Here is a 15,279-nt window from a genome sequence, read left to right on the forward strand (position 1 = left end):
ATAACTCAATGCAGTTAAAAGAAAAAATAATTTTACTAAATAAAAAATTTTCTTCTGTAAAAAAAAAAGATTCTTATATGTCTTTTTTACAACGAGAACATTCTGATTTCTTTAACAAAAAAGGATTCCCTTCTTCTATAGATGAAGAATGGAAAAATACGAATATTGACTCAATTCTTTCAAAAGATTATAATATAATTACAGAAAATATAAAAATAGAAAATGTAGAATATAAAAAAATAAGAAAATTAACCTTTCTTAAAAAAGAAAAATCTCTTATTTTGATTTTTATAGATGGAAAATATAATCCTTATCTTTCTTCTACTCATGCGGAAAATATTATTTTATCAAATATAATATCACTAAAAGAAAACGATATTAAAGATTATTATGGAAAACTGTCATATCAATATGATGCATTTTATACTTTAAATACACTTTTTTTAAAAGATGGAGCATATATTTATATTCCAGACAATGTTATTTTAGAATCTCCCATAGAGATATTACATATTTCTACAGGTAAAGAATCTAAAATTATGTTGAATAATAGGAATTTAATTGTGGTGGGAGAACATTCCTATGTTAAAATTATAGAACATTATAAATGTTTGAAAAAACATTTAGTTTTTATAAATTCTGTAAGTGAAATTTATGCTATGAATCATAGCAAAATTGATTACTATAAAATACAAAATGATTTAAAAGAAACTTCTGTAATAGATAATACATTTTTAAAACAAAAAAATAATAGTAAGTGTAGTGTTTATACTTTTTCTTTTCAAGGAAATTTTATAAAAAATAATTTAAAATTTTATTCTAATGGAGAAAAAGCTTATTCTTATTTATATGGAATTTCACTTTTATCAGGAAAACAATTTGTAGATCATCATACTTTAATAGATCATTTATATTCAAATACTTATAGTTTTCAATTATATAAAAATATTCTGTGTGGAAAATCTAAAGGTATTTTTAATGGAAAAATAATTGTTAACGAATTTATAAAAGAAATAAATGCTTTTCAAAAAAATCATAATATTATTCTTTCTAATGAAGCAAGTATATATGCTAAACCTCAATTAGAGATTTTTTCTGAATATGTAAAATGTTCACATGGTTGTACTGTAGGAAACATACAAGAATCTGAATTATTTTATCTTCAATCAAGAGGAATTCCTGAAAAAAAGGCTAAAATGTTATTATTATTATCTTTTTTAGGAGAAATGTTAATTCCTATTCATATTTCTGAGTTGAAAAAATTTATACATAAAAAAATGAAGGAAAAATTAGATAAACATTTATAAAACATATGTTTTCAGAAAAAGAAATACAAAAAATAAGAAATCAATTTCCTATTTTAAAAGAAAAAGTATATTCTAATCCTTTAATATATATGGATAATGCGGCAACAACTCAAAAACCATTAAAGGTGATACAAGCTACTAAAAATTATTATTCAACCATGAATTCTAATATCCATAGGGGGTTACATTATCTTAGTCATAAAGCAACTCTATATGTAGAAAATGTAAGAAAAAAAATTCAAAAATTTATTCATGCAAAATATTCTTCAGAAATTATATTTACGAAAGGAACTACAGAATCGATTAACTTGGTAGCTTCTAGTTTGGCCTCTTTTATAAAAAAAGGAGATGAAATTATCATTTCTTGTATCGAACATCATTCAAATCTTGTTCCATGGCAGGTTCTTTGTAAAAAAAAAGGTGCTATTTTAAAAATAATATCTATTTATAAAAATGGTTTTTTGAAATTAAAAGATTTTGAATTTTTCATTTCAGAAAAAACTAAAATAGTGACTATCAGTCACATATCTAATGTTTTAGGAATTATTAATCCCGTTAAAAATATCATAGAAAAGGCACATAGATATGGAGCTTTAGTTTTAATTGATGGAGCTCAAGTTCCATCTAATTTATATTTGAATATGCAAGATTTAAATGTTGATTTTTATGTTTTTTCTGCCCATAAAATGTATGGACCTACTGGAATTGGAATATTGTATGGAAAAAAGAAAATATTAGAAAAGTTATGTCCTTATCAATTTGGTGGTGAAATGATTAAAAATGTAAGTTTTGATCAAACAATTTATTCCGATTTACCGTTAAAATTTGAAGCAGGAACTCCAAATATAGAAGGAATTGTTGTATGGGGAGCAGCTATAGACTTTGTAAAAGAAATAGGTATATCAAATATTCGATCTTATAAAGAAAAACTTTTAACATATGCGATGAAACGTTTAAAATCTATAGATGGAATCCAATTCTATGGATATTCCAGTGATTTTTCTGAAAAATCTGGAATTATTTCCTTTAACTTAAATAAGTTACATTGTTTTGATGTAGGAAGTATTTTAGATCGTTTAGGAATTGCAGTTAGGACAGGACATTTATGTGCACAACCTCTCATGAATTTTTTTAAAGTATCAGGTATGATTCGTGTTAGTTTTTCTGTGTATAATACTTTTAAAGAAATTGATTATTTATTTGAAAGTCTTTTAAAAGCAAAAAAAATATTATTAAGGTAAAAATTATTTATAATGTATGCTATTATTAATATAAAAGATAAACAATTTAAAATTGTTGAAAACAAATATATTTATGTTCCTTATATTTCTATGAATGTAGGAGAAAAAATATTATTAAATCAAGTTTTTTTATTTTTTAAAGAAGATAAACTTTTTTTAGGAAATCCTTTTCTAGATAACATAAGTGTAAAAATAGAAATATTACAACATATAAAAGGTAATAAAATTATTATTTTTAAAAAGAAAAGAAGAAAAGGATATAGAGTAAAGAATGGATTTAGACCTTTATTTTCGAAAATAAAAATAATTTCTTTTTTAGAAAAAAAAAAATAAAATATGGCTCATAAAAAAGGTTCTGGAAGTTCTAGAAACGGAAGAGATTCAATAGGAAGAAGATTAGGAGTTAAAATATATGGGAATCAATATGTACATTCGGGTAATATTATAGTTCGTCAAAGAGGAACAAAACACCATCCTGGAATAAATGTAGGAATGGGGAGAGATCATACTTTATACGCTATTAAGAATGGTTATGTTTCTTTTAAAAAAGTAAAAAAAAGATCGATTGTTTCTATTATAAATGTTAAGACTGGGTAGTTCAAATAGGATAGAACAACAGTTTCCTAAACTGTAAGTTGTGGGTTCGAATCCCTCCCCGGTTGCAAATAATAATGGTCCCAGCTGGATTTGAACCAGCGACTTCCTGATTATGAGTCAGGTGCTCTAACCAACTGAGCTATGGGACCTAAAATAGAGAGAAATGTACAATTTTACAACATTATTTTTCCTATTACAAATTTTTTGAAAATTTTTTATTTTTTGATTTTATTATACAAATAATTCAAGAAACAAAACTATGAAAAAAAAGAAATGAATTTTACTAAAAATGAAAAATTATATTCAATATTTTTTGTGGAAATAGCAGAAATCCTTAATAAGGATATCTGTTATAATCAAAGTAAAAATAAATTTTTAGTGACTTTGATGAAAATATGTATTACTTCTGATATGAATCTAATAAAGGTATATATTAGTATTTATCCTTTTTTGGATAAAAAAATATTAAAATTTATTCGTTCTAAATCTAGATTTTATAGAAAATTACTTTCTGATAGACTTAGATATCGTGTTAAAAAAATTCCAAAATTGGATTTTTATGCTATTAAAAATTAATGGTTATTGAATACTTCTTTTTATATATCTATACGTTATTTTTTTTCTAAAAAAAAAACGAATATTGTTAATATTATTGTTTTTTTATCAATTTTTTCTATTAGTATTTCCACATTTTCTTTATCAACAATTTTATTTATTTTTTCTGGATTAAAAGATTTAAATAAAAAATTTTATCAAATTCATTATCCTGATATTACTATTTCCTATTCAAATGAAAAAAAATTTTTTTTTGACGATAATATTATAAAAAAAATAAAATATGTCCCAGGAATTCTATTTTTTTCTAAAACTATGGAAAAAAAAGTTTTTTTATATGATAAAAATCATACATATTTTCTTTTATTAAAAGGAGTAGATATGGAATATGAAAAAGTAATGAGTCAATTTACAAAAACAAATTTTAAAAAAAATATAAATATATTTGATTCTTTAAATATATATGTAGGATGGTCTTCTATGATTTCATATTTTCCCATATTTTTTCATATCATAAATAAACCTTTAAAAATATTTATTTTTGATTATAAAAAAAATCAAAAAAATATTTTGATTCCATTTTTTATTAAAAAAAAAATTCATATAAAAGGAATTTACCATTTTAGCTCTAAAATAGATAATAAATATTTATTTTGTGATTTATATGAACTTCAGAATACAATACAAAAAAAAGTTTTTCATAGATTAGAAATAAAAACTCATCATAAAGCTAATATATATAATATAAAAAACATTTTAATAAAAAAATTAGGTCCCAAATTTAATATCATAACACGTTCAGAAAAAGAAAGAATTTTTTATAGGGTTTTAAATACAGAAAAAATATTTATATATTTTTTGTTTACATTAATGACATTAATCACTGGATTTAATTTATTTAGTGCTATTTTCATTTTACAATTAGATAAAGTTAAAGAACTTTTTACATTATGGAGTTTGGGATTCTCTTTGCATAAGATTAAGACCATATTTTTTTATATGGGATTTATGATTACTATTTTCGGTTGTTTAATTGGATTATTAATGTCTTATATTGTTTTTTTAATACAAAAAAAATATAAAATATTTAAAGTAGGAAAAAAAATCCCCTTTCCCATAAAAATTACAGTAGAAGATGCTTTTGTTGTAGTAAGTATTATCCTAATAATAGGATCAATTATATCTTTTTTTTCTTTAAAAAGAATTAGTAATATGATTTATAAATAATATGTTTTTAGAGGTTCAGATGCTTCTACATTAAAAAATATTTCTTTTGCTTCTTTTTCAAATTCTTTAATATTAGGAAATCTATTTGAATAGTGTCCTAATAATAATTTTTTTACTTTAGCTTCCTTAGCTATATATGCTGCCTGATTAGCTGTAGAATGCCCTGTGTTAATAGCTCTATTTTGTTCTATTTTTAAAAAAGTAGACTCATGATATAATAAATCTACATATTTTATATGTTCAATTATAGGTAAGTAAAAAGAAGTGTCTGAGCAAAAAGCGTAAGATAATATTTTGGGAGGATCAAATGTTAATTTATAGTTTGGAATAATTATTCCCTCATTAGTTTTAAAATCTTTTCCTAATTTTAAATTCATATAGTCTGTTATTTTAACATCGGGAATTTTTTTAATTTCTTCCATATTTAATTTTCTATTACTGGGTTTTTCTCTAAAAAGAAATCCATTTGTATAAATTCTGTGTTTCAATGGGATTGAAAAAATTTCTATTTTTTCATTTTCCATAATTTTTTCCAATTTTTTAGATGATAATTCAATATGATCGATACAATATTTAAGTCTAGTACAAGACCACTTAAAATGTATGTCTATAATTTCCTTTAATCCTTTCGGAGCATAAATATTTACTGATTTTTCTCTGCCTAATAAATGAAAAGTAGATAATAATCCAATCAATCCAAAAAAATGATCTCCATGTAAATGAGATATAAATATATGTATTATTCTATTAAATTTTATTTTTGCTTTTCTTAATTGAACTTGAGTTCCCTCTCCACAATCAATAAGAAAGGAAAATCCTTTCATCTCCAATACTTGAGCAGTGGGATAAAACTTGTTTGTAGGAATGGAAGAATGACACCCCAAAATAGTTAATGAAGACTTTTTCATTATCGAGAAATTTTAAATAGTATAATTTATTTTATAAACAATATTCAGTCCTTTATTAGGAAATTACTTTTAATTGAGGTAAAATAATAAATAATTGAGTTTTAAATTTTACTTTTTTTTTTAAAAAGAAAAATCCCCCCACTCATTATTATTATGAAAGACATTATTAAAATTAATACAATATTCATATTTCCCTCTTTTGAAAAAAGAGGATCTTCATTTTTCATGAAGAAAAACGTAGTGAATATAGCGAAAGCATTATTAAAAACATGTAATAATATACAGTCTATAATAGAAGAAGTTATAAAATAAATAAAACCTATAAAACTTCCAATGATCATGCCTCCTACAAACTGCCATGGATTCATATGAGTTAATCCAAATAGAAATGAAGAAAATAAAATAGCTTTAATAGGATGTATCTTATTTTTTAACATTCCATTTAAAATAATTCCTCTAAAAAGAACTTCTTCACATATAGGTGCTAACAATATTGTAGTAGAAAAGAAAGGGATTGGATTTTTAATTTCTTCTTTTATAAATTCTTCAATTTCTTTGTACATATTTCCTAATATTGGTCCTTCTCTAGGAACTAATGAAGAAATATATTCATTGATAATAATCATACATAACATCATAAAAAAAATAATACAATAAATATACCATGGAGATAATTTCATAGATAAATCTATAAAAATATTTTTTTTTTGAGCTTGATGAGATATAAAAATAAATAAAAAAATGAAAGGAAGAGTATACGATATTGAAAATATCATATTTTCAGGTAGATTAACATAAATTAATAATTTTCTAATAATTATATTGAAAAAGTTTAAAGCAGTAAATCCCACTATTAGTAAAATAGATTCGATATAATTTATTTTAAAATAATTTCTCATAACAAATGTTAAAATTCATTTTTAATTTAGTAAATATTTTATTTTTATATTTTTTTGAAATATAATAACAATTTTTTTATTAATCATAATTGTAATTTATTGTAATTTAAAAGAAGAAAATTAAAATTTATTATGTTTTTTTTCGATATATCATTCCTATTTCATAATTATGAATGTTTTAAAGACAAAAGTATTGGACAATCAAAAATATTCAAATACTCGGATTTATTGCAAATTATGAATAAGTATAAAAATATATGTTCTATTATTCCTATAGGATTGTCTATAGAAAAAAGAAAGATTTTCAAAATCAAATGGGGTATAGGAAAAACAAAAATATTGATATGGTCTCAAATGCATGGAAATGAAACAACTGGAACAAAATCAATGTTTGATCTTTTTCATTTTTTTTTAATGGAAGAAAATTGTGACTTAGTTCAATTTTTAAAAAAAAGTTTAACTATTGTATTTATTCCAATGTTAAATCCTGATGGATCTGAAAAATTTCAAAGAAGGAATGCTGTAAATATAGATTTAAACAGAGATGCTATTCGGCTACAATCTCCAGAAATACAAATATTATTTAAAGAAATAGAAAAAAATAAACCTAGTGTTTTATTTAATTTACATGATCAAAGAAGTATTTACAACGTTGGAGATAAAAGCTTCAACCCTGCTTTATTATCTTTTTTATCTCCATCTGTATCTCTGAAAAAAGGAACTTACCCCATAAGTAGAAAAAAATCTATGGGAATTATAAATTTTATAGCAAAAGAACTTTATAAAATTTTACCAAATATTGGATCAATAGGAAGATTTTCTGAAAAGTTATATCCAACAGCAACTGGAGATCAGTTACAAAAGTTAGGATATCCTTGTGTTCTAATAGAATCAGGAAATTATCCAAAAGATTTTGAAAAAAAAATTATTAGAAAATATGCTTTCCTGTCTATTATTGCGGGAATTTATTATATTTCTCACGAAATAGAAAATATGGAAAAAAATTATAAATCTTATTTTTTGATTCCGAAAAACAAAAATATTTTATTAGATAAAATCTACAGAAATGTACAAATATATAATAAATTTTTAGTAGACATAGGATTAATGAAATTTGAAAAATTTGATTTAGAAAAAAAAAATATTCATACTATTACCAAAATAGTAGACATAGGAGATTTATCCAATTTTTTTGCCTACGAGGAATTTATCGTTACAGGTAAAAAATATTATGGAAAAAGTGGAGAAAGTTTTCCTAAAATTGGAAACATAGAACATTTTAAAATTTTGTAGTTTATTTTTTATAATTAGAGACGGCAAGTCTTTTTCTTCCTTTTTTTCTTCTTCTAGATATAATCATACGACCTGTTTTTGTATTCATTCGTTTCATAAATCCATGAACATTTATTTTTTTTTTATTTGAAGGTTGATAAGTTCTTTTCATATTATTTATTATTTTATTTGTTTTTTATTTTTTAATATTTTTATAAAAATATTTTACATCTTTCTTTTCTACTATTTTTTTCTTTTTTATATTCAATAATCTTTTTTGATAGGAAAAAAAAAATAATATCAAAATACCAATAATAAAACCTGTAAAAAAGAAAATTATACGTCTTGAAAAACTCATGATATAACATGTAATGTATATGAGAGAAATTACATAAAGTTTTTATTTTTATGGTATTTTTTTTGTAAAATTTCTATTCAATTTATATTATATATGCTTGAAAAGCAAAAGACTATTGCAGAAAAAATTTCTTTAAGAGGATTTGGTTTATATACTAAAAAAAAAGTAACTATTACTTTCAAACCAGCTCCAATCCATACAGGATTCATTTTTGTTAGAACAGATATAAAAGAAAAACCATGTATCAAAGCACATTATTCTTTTTTTGTTAAGGAGAGTATAGATAAAGGTATTATTTTGGAAAAAAATGGATTCAAAATTTATACAATTGAACATGTTTTAGCGGCTTTAACAGGTATGGATTTAGATAATGTAATCATAGAATTAGATAACTTGGAAATTCCTATAATGGATGGTTCTTCTAAATTTTTTGTAGAAGCAATTCAAAAAGTGGGAATTATAGAACAAAACGAAATAAGAAAATATTACTCTATAACGGAAATTATTTCTTATGAGAATACAAAAACAGGAGGAGAAATCTTAGTTTTACCTGCTAAAAAATTTGAAATCATGATTTTTATAGATTTTAACTCTAAATATTATGCGCAAAATATTATTTTTAAACATTTATATCAATTTCAAAAAATTGCAAATTCAAAGATTTTTTGTATTCTGAATGATAAAAAAAAGCGAAAAAAAATAATTAATTCTTCTTTCAAAAAAATTAGTAAAATAAAAGAAGATTCTATGTATTCTTTTTTTTATAAAACATTTTCTGATCAGTATCAAACATTTAATGAAATTGCTAAACATTTTATTTTAGATATTTTAGGCTTTCTAACTTTAATGGAAACTAAGTTAAAAGGTAAATTCATTTTTTATAATCCAGATAACTATATTATTATGCAATTTTTAAAGGAGTTAATGAATAAAATTCAAACATTTAGAAAAAATGATATTCCTGAATTTGATTTAAAAAAGAAACCTCTTTTAGATATAAAAAGTATTATGAGAATTTTACCTCATAAACCTCCATTTCTTTTAGTTGATAAAATTATAGATTTAACAGAAAATAGTATTGTAGGGATCAAGAATGTGACAATGAATGAATCTTTTTTTATAGGTCATTTTCCTAGAGAACCCATCATGCCTGGTGTGTTACAAATAGAAGCCATCGCACAAGTTGGAGGAATACTTGTTTTAAATAAATTAAGTCATCCTGAATTATATTCTACCTATTTTTTGAAAATAGATAAAGTAAAATTTAAACATAAAATAATTCCTGGAGATATTATTGTTTTTAAAGTTTATTTATTAGAATCTATGAAAAGAGGGATTGTTCATATGCAAGGAAAAGGGTATGTAAATAACAAACTTGTAGTGGAAGCAGAAGTAGTCGCAAAAATAGTTAAAAATTTGTGATAAGTTTTGAAAATTTTCAATCAAATGAATATAAAAAAGGGATTGCATATACAATGGAAAAATGAAATATTTAAAATTATTGATTTTCTTCATGTAAAACCAGGAAAAGGATATGCTTTTATTAGAACAAAATTAAAAAATTTGATAACTGGTCATATTATAGAAAATAATTTTTCAGCAAAATATAAATTAAAAAAGGTTCAAATAGAATCTCATTTCTATAGATATTTATATAAAGGAAAAAATACTTTTTATTTTATAAATGATAGTACTTATGATCAAATACAAATAGAAAAAAGGTTAATAAAAAATGTAAATATAGAATTTTTAAAAGAAGGGATGATAATATCTATTTTTTTTCATGTTAAAAGTGAAAAAGAAAAAATTTTTTTATTTTTTAAAATACCTTCCACAGTAATTTTAAAAGTAGAAGAGACAGAAAATGTAAAAAAGGGAGATACCGTTAATAATGTAAATAAAGTTGTTATTTTAGAAACAGGAACAAGATTATTAGTTCCCTCTTTTATTAAAAGAGGAGATTTTGTTAAAATAAATACAGTAAATAAATCTTATGTTGAAAGAGTTAGAAAATAAAATTCAAATGATTGGAGATAAAAATTAATTCATAAAAATTATGAGCATTTTGATAGATAAAAATATTAAAGTCCTTGTGCAAGGATTAACGGGAAAAGAAGGATTATTTCATACTGAACAAATGATCAATTTTGGAACAACTATAGTAGGAGGCATCACTCCGGGAAAAGGAGGAAAAAAGTGTTTAGGCATTCCTATTTTTAATACTATAGAAGAAGCAATGAATTCAACAGGAGGAAATGTTAGCGTAATTTTTGTTCCTTATGCTTTTGCTACTGATGCAATTTTAGAATCTATTTATGCGAATATACAAATTATTGTTTGTATAACAGAAGGGATTCCCGTTTCAGATATGATTAGAGTTAAACACTTTTTAAAAAATAAAAAATCTCATTTTATAGGACCAAATTGCCCCGGAATTATTTCTCCAGAAGAATCTAAAGTAGGAATAATGCCTAATTCAGTATTTAAAAAAAAAGGAAATATAGGTATAATTTCTAGATCAGGAACTCTTACTTATGAAGCGGCAGATCAAATTGTAAAATGGGGTTATGGAATTTCCACAGCTATTGGCATAGGAGGTGATTCTATTATCGGAATGAATATAAAGGAGATTATGAAATTGTTTTTGGATGATTCAGAAACTGAATGTATTGTTATGATTGGAGAAATAGGGGGACAATTAGAAATTGATGCAGCTGAATGGATAAAAAAATTGAAAAATAAAAAACCAGTTGTAGGTTTTATAGCTGGAAAAACAGCTCCAAAAGGGAGAACGATGGGTCATGCTGGAGCTATTATAGAAAAAAAAATAGAAACAGCACAAGAAAAAATGAAAATAATGGAAAAGAGTGGAATACATATCGTTAAATCTCCAGCTGATATAGGAAAATCTGTGTATGAAATTCTTCATTAATTCATCATGAATAATTTACATAGTATAGAAAAATTTTTGATAATTGGATTAGGAAATCCAGGATATTTATATAGAAAAAATAGACATAATTTAGGATTTATGATATTGGATCAAATATCTAAAAAATATTTTTTTTCTTTTTCTAAAAAAAAATTCGGTTTTATTTCTAAATTCAATTATGATAATAAATTACTTTTTTTCTTAAAACCTAGCACTTATATGAATCAAAGTGGCATAGCTGTTAAATATTGGATGATACAAGAAAAAATAATATTAAAAAATATTATTGTAATATCTGATGATATTTATTTGAATTTTGGTCGTTTTCGCTTAAGAGGTCAAGGAGGTAGTGGAGGACATAATGGGTTAAAAAATATAGAAAAAGAAATAGGAACTTCTCATTATGCACGACTTCGTTTTGGCATTAAAAAAAAAATCATTTTGATCAAAAAATAGATTCTTATGTATTGGAAAATTGGACAAATGAAGAAATAGATTATGTATTTTGCAAATTAGACATAGGTATAAAAATAATATTTTCATTTATAAAAAATGGATTACAGAAAACAATGAATATGTTCAATCATCATACTTAAATATGATAAAATTAACCTTGTAGTTTAATAGGATAGAATATAGGATTCCGATTCCTATGGTATGGGTTCGATCCCCTTCAAGGTTATTGAATTATTTTAAAACTTAATCAATCATGATTCATTATATTCGTAATTTTTGTATTATCGCACATATAGATCACGGAAAAAGTACGTTGGCTGATCGTTTATTAGAATTTACAAAAACAGTTTCAGAAAAAAAACGAAGTCAATTATTGGATGATATGGATTTAGAGAGAGAACGTGGAATAACTATTAAGAGTCACGCTGTTCAAATGGAATATAAATATAAAAATAAAATATATATTCTTAATCTAATAGATACACCTGGACATGTTGATTTTTCATATGAAGTGTCACGTTCTATTGCGGCTTGTGAAGGAGCTTTACTTGTTGTTGATTGTACAAAAAGTGTGCAAGCACAAACAATATCTAATCTTTCTTTAGCATTAAAAAATCATCTAGTCATTATTCCAGTTTTAAACAAAATTGATTTGTATGATTCTATTCCTGAATATGTAACGAAAGAAATTATGGAATTAGTGGAATGTAAAATGGAAGATATTATTCCAGTTAGTGCAAAAAATGGATTTGGCATAAATAATGTATTAAATCAAATAATAACACGTATTCCTGCTCCAAAAGGAGATCCAAAAGCCCCTTTGCAAGCCTTTATTTTTGATTATTTATACAATCCATTTAGAGGAATTGAAGCTTTATTTAGGATAAAAAATGGTTGTATCCGAAAAGGACAAAAATTACGATTTATGTCCACAGGAAAAATTTATTCAGCTTATGAAATAGGGACTTTAAAAATAAAACGTATTTCAAAAAATCAAATTAATACAGGAGATGTTGGATATGTTGTTTCTGGGATTAAAAATACAAGTGAGGTAAAAGTAGGAGATACTATAACAGATGCTTATAATCCAGCTACAAAAGCAATACAAAAATTTCAAAAGTTTAAACCTATGGTTTTTGCTAGTATTTATCCAGTTAACTCTGATAAATATGAAGAATTACGTTCTTCTATAGAAAAATTGCAGTTAAATGATGCCGCTTTTTCTTTTAGACCTGAATCTTCTCCTGCATTAGGATTTGGTTTTCATTGTGGATTTCTTGGATTTCTTCATATGGAAATAGTGAAAGATCGTTTAGAACGTGAATATGAGGTTTCTATTATACTTACTATTCCTAATGTTTCTTATAGAGTTTATACGAAAAATGATCAAAAAGTTTTAATTAATCATCCTTCAGATTTTCCAGAAATGGAAAAATTAAAAAAAATAGAAGAACCATTTGTTTTGGTTTCTATTATAACTAAAGATATTTATATAGGAAGTGTTATGTCATTATGCATTGAGAAAAGAGGAATTATGATTGAACACCATAATTATATGAATTCAGAAAGAATCAAAATTATGTTTGAAATGCCTTTGTCTGAAATTATATTTGATTTTTATGATAAACTAAAAACTATTTCTAATGGATATGCTTCTTTTGATTATAATTTTATTGGGTACAAAAGTTCAGATCTAAAAAAAATTACTGTATTGATTAATCACGAAAAAATAGAACCTTTATCCCTTTTAGTTCATAAAACAAAAGCTTTTTTTTTAGCAAAAAAAATATGTCAAGAATTATCTGTATTAATTCCAAAACATCAATTCAGTATTCCCATTCAAGTATCTGTTTCTGGAAAAATCATAGCAAGAGAAACGATTAAATCTTTAAGAAAAAATGTCACGGATAAATGTTATGGAGGAGATATTTCTAGAAAAAGAAAACTTTTAGAAAAACAAAAAAAAGGGAAAAAAAAAATGCGTCAAATAGGAAAAGTTGAAATACCGTCATCCACTTTTATGACTTTTTTAAAAGTTAAAAATTAATTTTACAACAAAAAAATTATTTAAATATGTCTATCAAAATAGGAATTAATGGAATTGGAAGAATAGGAAAGCTAGTTTTATTAGCTGCTTTAAATAGAAAAAATGTTAAAATTGTATCTATAAATGATTTAGTATCTATAGAATATTTAGCTTATATGTTGAAATATGATTCTATACATGGTTATTTTAAAGGAAATATTCGTATTGAAGATACAAATTATATAATATTGAATGAAAAACGAATAAAGGTTACTAATGAAAAAAATCCTGAAAAACTCAATTGGGGAAATTTAAATGTAAAATATGTTGTTGAATCTACGGGACTTTTTTTAACAAAAAATTTAGCTAATGCTCATTTAAAATCAGGGGCTAAAAAAGTGATTTTATCAGCTCCACCTAAAGATGATATTCCTATGTTTGTTATGGGAGTAAATCATACAAATATGAAACAGTGCCAAAATATTGTATCTAATGCTTCTTGCACTACAAATTGTATGTCTCCAATTGTCAAAGTTCTAAATGATAATTTTGTAGTATCTGAGGGATTAATGACAACTATACACGCTTCTACTGCTACTCAAAAAGTAGTAGATTCTGTATCCGATAGAGATTGGAGAGGAGGTAGATCTTCATTAGTCAACATCATTCCATCATCAACAGGGGCCGCTAATGCAGTTGGAAAAATTATTCCTAGTTTAAATGGAAAATTAACAGGAATGGCTTTTAGAGTTCCTGTTGCAGATGTGTCTGTGTTGGATTTTACGGTTTATTTAAAAAATAGTACCAATTTTGATAAAATTAAATTTTGTATGAAACATGCTTCTCAAACAACATTAAAAGGTATATTAGGATATACTGAAGATGCTGTTGTTTCATCTGATTTTATAGGAGATGAAAGAATTTCAATCTTTGATGCCAATTCTAGTATTATGTTAAATTCCAATTTTTTAAAAATCATATCATGGTATGATAATGAAGTAGGATATTCTACAAAATTATTAGATCTCATTGAATATATGGATTCTTTGTCATAATAATTTTTTTATGGAATATATTTTAAAAACAAAAATTTTCTTTTATATTTGTCGATTTTAAAAATGAAATTATTTACTCCATTACTTACCATTAAAAATGGAGCTTTTATTATTTTGTTATATATAGAAATTTGATCAAAAGTTTTTTGTGTAATAGGAATTTTTGGTGTTTTACATTCGATAAGTATATGTGGTTTTTTATGAAATTGGACAAGAATATCTAGTCGTTTATTTAATTTATTTACTTTTAAAGGATGCTCTACCCATATGTTGGAGTTTTGATAGTTTTTTATTTTTTTTAATAAAAAAATTATATATTGTCGTATCACTTCTTCTTGAGTAAAGAGATAAAATTTTTTTCTGATTACGCAAAATATATGAATTCTATTTTTTATCATTTTTAAATGTAAATGTCTTCTGATAAAAAAATTTAAATAATGCATTAT

The 15,279-nt window shown here is 23.7% G+C and carries 17 protein-coding genes and 3 tRNA genes; 15 read left to right on the forward strand and 5 right to left on the reverse strand.

The features are described 5' to 3' along the window. The first annotated feature begins 8 nt into the window (after positions 1-8). The 5 genes from sufD (at position 9) to G9C01_RS00455 (ending at position 3,210) form a co-directional block, all read left to right on the forward strand. A complete protein-coding gene (sufD, locus tag G9C01_RS00435; RefSeq protein ID WP_166265010.1) occupies positions 9-1,307 on the forward strand; it encodes a Fe-S cluster assembly protein SufD in 1,299 nt (432 codons plus the stop codon). A gap of 5 nt (positions 1,308-1,312) precedes the next feature. Further along, the gene (locus tag G9C01_RS00440; protein ID WP_166265013.1) at positions 1,313-2,548 is read left to right on the forward strand and encodes a SufS family cysteine desulfurase; all 1,236 of its coding nucleotides are present in this window, start codon (positions 1,313-1,315) and stop codon (positions 2,546-2,548) included. A 12-nt stretch (positions 2,549-2,560) separates the two neighbouring features. Beyond that, the gene (gene rplU / locus G9C01_RS00445) at positions 2,561-2,881 is read left to right on the forward strand and encodes a 50S ribosomal protein L21 (RefSeq protein ID WP_242673945.1); all 321 of its coding nucleotides are present in this window, start codon (positions 2,561-2,563) and stop codon (positions 2,879-2,881) included. Positions 2,882-2,884: 3 nt separating this feature from the next. Next, positions 2,885-3,145, forward strand: coding sequence for a 50S ribosomal protein L27 (rpmA, locus tag G9C01_RS00450; RefSeq protein ID WP_166265017.1), 261 nt, complete (start codon positions 2,885-2,887; stop codon positions 3,143-3,145). Then, positions 3,136-3,210 (forward strand) — tRNA-Arg (locus tag G9C01_RS00455). Before rpmA ends, G9C01_RS00455 begins: the two co-directional genes overlap by 10 nt. A gap of 10 nt (positions 3,211-3,220) precedes the next feature. Here the strand turns inward: G9C01_RS00455 and G9C01_RS00460 are convergent. Next, positions 3,221-3,294, reverse strand: a tRNA-Ile gene (locus G9C01_RS00460). Between the two features lie 124 nt (positions 3,295-3,418). Between G9C01_RS00460 and G9C01_RS00465 the strand changes: the two genes are divergently transcribed. Then, positions 3,419-3,721 (forward strand): ribosome-binding factor A, encoded by a 303-nt coding sequence (locus G9C01_RS00465; RefSeq protein WP_166265020.1) that lies wholly within the window; start codon positions 3,419-3,421, stop codon positions 3,719-3,721. Positions 3,722-3,727: 6 nt separating this feature from the next. Further along, positions 3,728-4,927 (forward strand): ABC transporter permease, encoded by a 1,200-nt coding sequence (locus G9C01_RS00470; RefSeq protein WP_166265023.1) that lies wholly within the window; start codon positions 3,728-3,730, stop codon positions 4,925-4,927. Here the strand turns inward: G9C01_RS00470 and G9C01_RS00475 are convergent. Both G9C01_RS00475 and G9C01_RS00480 read right to left on the reverse strand, forming a co-directional pair. Beyond that, complete coding sequence (locus tag G9C01_RS00475) at positions 4,918-5,835, reverse strand: ribonuclease Z (protein ID WP_166265026.1); 918 nt, start codon at positions 5,833-5,835, stop codon at positions 4,918-4,920. The two genes, G9C01_RS00470 and G9C01_RS00475, sit on opposite strands and share 10 nt — an antisense overlap. Before the next feature lie 101 nt (positions 5,836-5,936). Next, complete coding sequence (locus G9C01_RS00480) at positions 5,937-6,734, reverse strand: CPBP family intramembrane glutamic endopeptidase (RefSeq protein ID WP_166265029.1); 798 nt, start codon at positions 6,732-6,734, stop codon at positions 5,937-5,939. Between the two features lie 237 nt (positions 6,735-6,971). Between G9C01_RS00480 and G9C01_RS00485 the strand changes: the two genes are divergently transcribed. Continuing rightward, on the forward strand, positions 6,972-8,027 hold the full coding sequence (locus tag G9C01_RS00485) for a M14 family zinc carboxypeptidase (RefSeq protein ID WP_242673946.1): 1,056 nt from the start codon (positions 6,972-6,974) through the stop codon (positions 8,025-8,027). Between the two features lies 1 nt (position 8,028). Here G9C01_RS00485 and rpmH read toward each other — a convergent pair whose 3' ends face one another. Beyond that, on the reverse strand, positions 8,029-8,178 hold the full coding sequence (gene rpmH / locus G9C01_RS00490; RefSeq protein WP_166265035.1) for a 50S ribosomal protein L34: 150 nt from the start codon (positions 8,176-8,178) through the stop codon (positions 8,029-8,031). A gap of 279 nt (positions 8,179-8,457) precedes the next feature. Between rpmH and G9C01_RS00495 the strand changes: the two genes are divergently transcribed. The 7 genes from G9C01_RS00495 (at position 8,458) to gap (ending at position 14,833) form a co-directional block, all read left to right on the forward strand. Next, positions 8,458-9,786, forward strand: coding sequence for a bifunctional UDP-3-O-[3-hydroxymyristoyl] N-acetylglucosamine deacetylase/3-hydroxyacyl-ACP dehydratase (locus tag G9C01_RS00495; RefSeq protein ID WP_166265038.1), 1,329 nt, complete (start codon positions 8,458-8,460; stop codon positions 9,784-9,786). Positions 9,787-9,810: 24 nt separating this feature from the next. Next, on the forward strand, positions 9,811-10,380 hold the full coding sequence (locus G9C01_RS00500) for an elongation factor P (RefSeq protein ID WP_166265041.1): 570 nt from the start codon (positions 9,811-9,813) through the stop codon (positions 10,378-10,380). A 40-nt stretch (positions 10,381-10,420) separates the two neighbouring features. After that, positions 10,421-11,296, forward strand: coding sequence for a succinate--CoA ligase subunit alpha (gene sucD / locus G9C01_RS00505; RefSeq protein ID WP_166265043.1), 876 nt, complete (start codon positions 10,421-10,423; stop codon positions 11,294-11,296). 6 nt (positions 11,297-11,302) lie between these two features. Beyond that, positions 11,303-11,752 (forward strand): aminoacyl-tRNA hydrolase, encoded by a 450-nt coding sequence (pth, locus tag G9C01_RS00510; RefSeq protein WP_242673947.1) that lies wholly within the window; start codon positions 11,303-11,305, stop codon positions 11,750-11,752. 153 nt (positions 11,753-11,905) lie between these two features. Then, positions 11,906-11,978: transfer RNA gene (locus G9C01_RS00515), tRNA-Arg, on the forward strand. Between the two features lie 30 nt (positions 11,979-12,008). Next, positions 12,009-13,799 (forward strand): translation elongation factor 4, encoded by a 1,791-nt coding sequence (gene lepA / locus G9C01_RS00520; protein WP_166266338.1) that lies wholly within the window; start codon positions 12,009-12,011, stop codon positions 13,797-13,799. 26 nt (positions 13,800-13,825) lie between these two features. Beyond that, a complete protein-coding gene (gap, locus tag G9C01_RS00525) occupies positions 13,826-14,833 on the forward strand; it encodes a type I glyceraldehyde-3-phosphate dehydrogenase (RefSeq protein ID WP_166265045.1) in 1,008 nt (335 codons plus the stop codon). Positions 14,834-14,841: 8 nt separating this feature from the next. Here gap and G9C01_RS00530 read toward each other — a convergent pair whose 3' ends face one another. Beyond that, complete coding sequence (locus G9C01_RS00530; protein ID WP_166265048.1) at positions 14,842-15,276, reverse strand: type I restriction enzyme HsdR N-terminal domain-containing protein; 435 nt, start codon at positions 15,274-15,276, stop codon at positions 14,842-14,844. Positions 15,277-15,279 lie beyond the last annotated feature (3 nt).

The sequence above is a fragment of the Blattabacterium sp. DPU genome, assembly GCF_011290385.1.
GTDB lineage: Bacteria > Bacteroidota > Bacteroidia > Flavobacteriales > Blattabacteriaceae > Blattabacterium.

Coding starts and splice junctions, on each gene's coding strand:
- G9C01_RS00465 (WP_166265020.1), top strand. CDS start 3,419: ATGAATTTTACTAAAAATGAAAAATTATATTCAATATTTTTTGTGGAA.
- rpmA (WP_166265017.1), top strand. CDS start 2,885: ATGGCTCATAAAAAAGGTTCTGGAAGTTCTAGAAACGGAAGAGATTCA.
- G9C01_RS00475 (WP_166265026.1), bottom strand. CDS start 5,835: ATGAAAAAGTCTTCATTAACTATTTTGGGGTGTCATTCTTCCATTCCT.
- gap (WP_166265045.1), top strand. CDS start 13,826: ATGTCTATCAAAATAGGAATTAATGGAATTGGAAGAATAGGAAAGCTA.
- G9C01_RS00530 (WP_166265048.1), bottom strand. CDS start 15,276: ATGCATTATTTAAATTTTTTTATCAGAAGACATTTACATTTAAAAATG.
- G9C01_RS00500 (WP_166265041.1), top strand. CDS start 9,811: ATGAATATAAAAAAGGGATTGCATATACAATGGAAAAATGAAATATTT.
- G9C01_RS00485 (WP_242673946.1), top strand. CDS start 6,972: ATGAATAAGTATAAAAATATATGTTCTATTATTCCTATAGGATTGTCT.
- G9C01_RS00495 (WP_166265038.1), top strand. CDS start 8,458: ATGCTTGAAAAGCAAAAGACTATTGCAGAAAAAATTTCTTTAAGAGGA.
- sufD (WP_166265010.1), top strand. CDS start 9: ATGCAGTTAAAAGAAAAAATAATTTTACTAAATAAAAAATTTTCTTCT.
- G9C01_RS00440 (WP_166265013.1), top strand. CDS start 1,313: ATGTTTTCAGAAAAAGAAATACAAAAAATAAGAAATCAATTTCCTATT.
- G9C01_RS00480 (WP_166265029.1), bottom strand. CDS start 6,734: ATGAGAAATTATTTTAAAATAAATTATATCGAATCTATTTTACTAATA.
- rpmH (WP_166265035.1), bottom strand. CDS start 8,178: ATGAAAAGAACTTATCAACCTTCAAATAAAAAAAAAATAAATGTTCAT.
- pth (WP_242673947.1), top strand. CDS start 11,303: ATGAATAATTTACATAGTATAGAAAAATTTTTGATAATTGGATTAGGA.
- sucD (WP_166265043.1), top strand. CDS start 10,421: ATGAGCATTTTGATAGATAAAAATATTAAAGTCCTTGTGCAAGGATTA.
- rplU (WP_242673945.1), top strand. CDS start 2,561: ATGTATGCTATTATTAATATAAAAGATAAACAATTTAAAATTGTTGAA.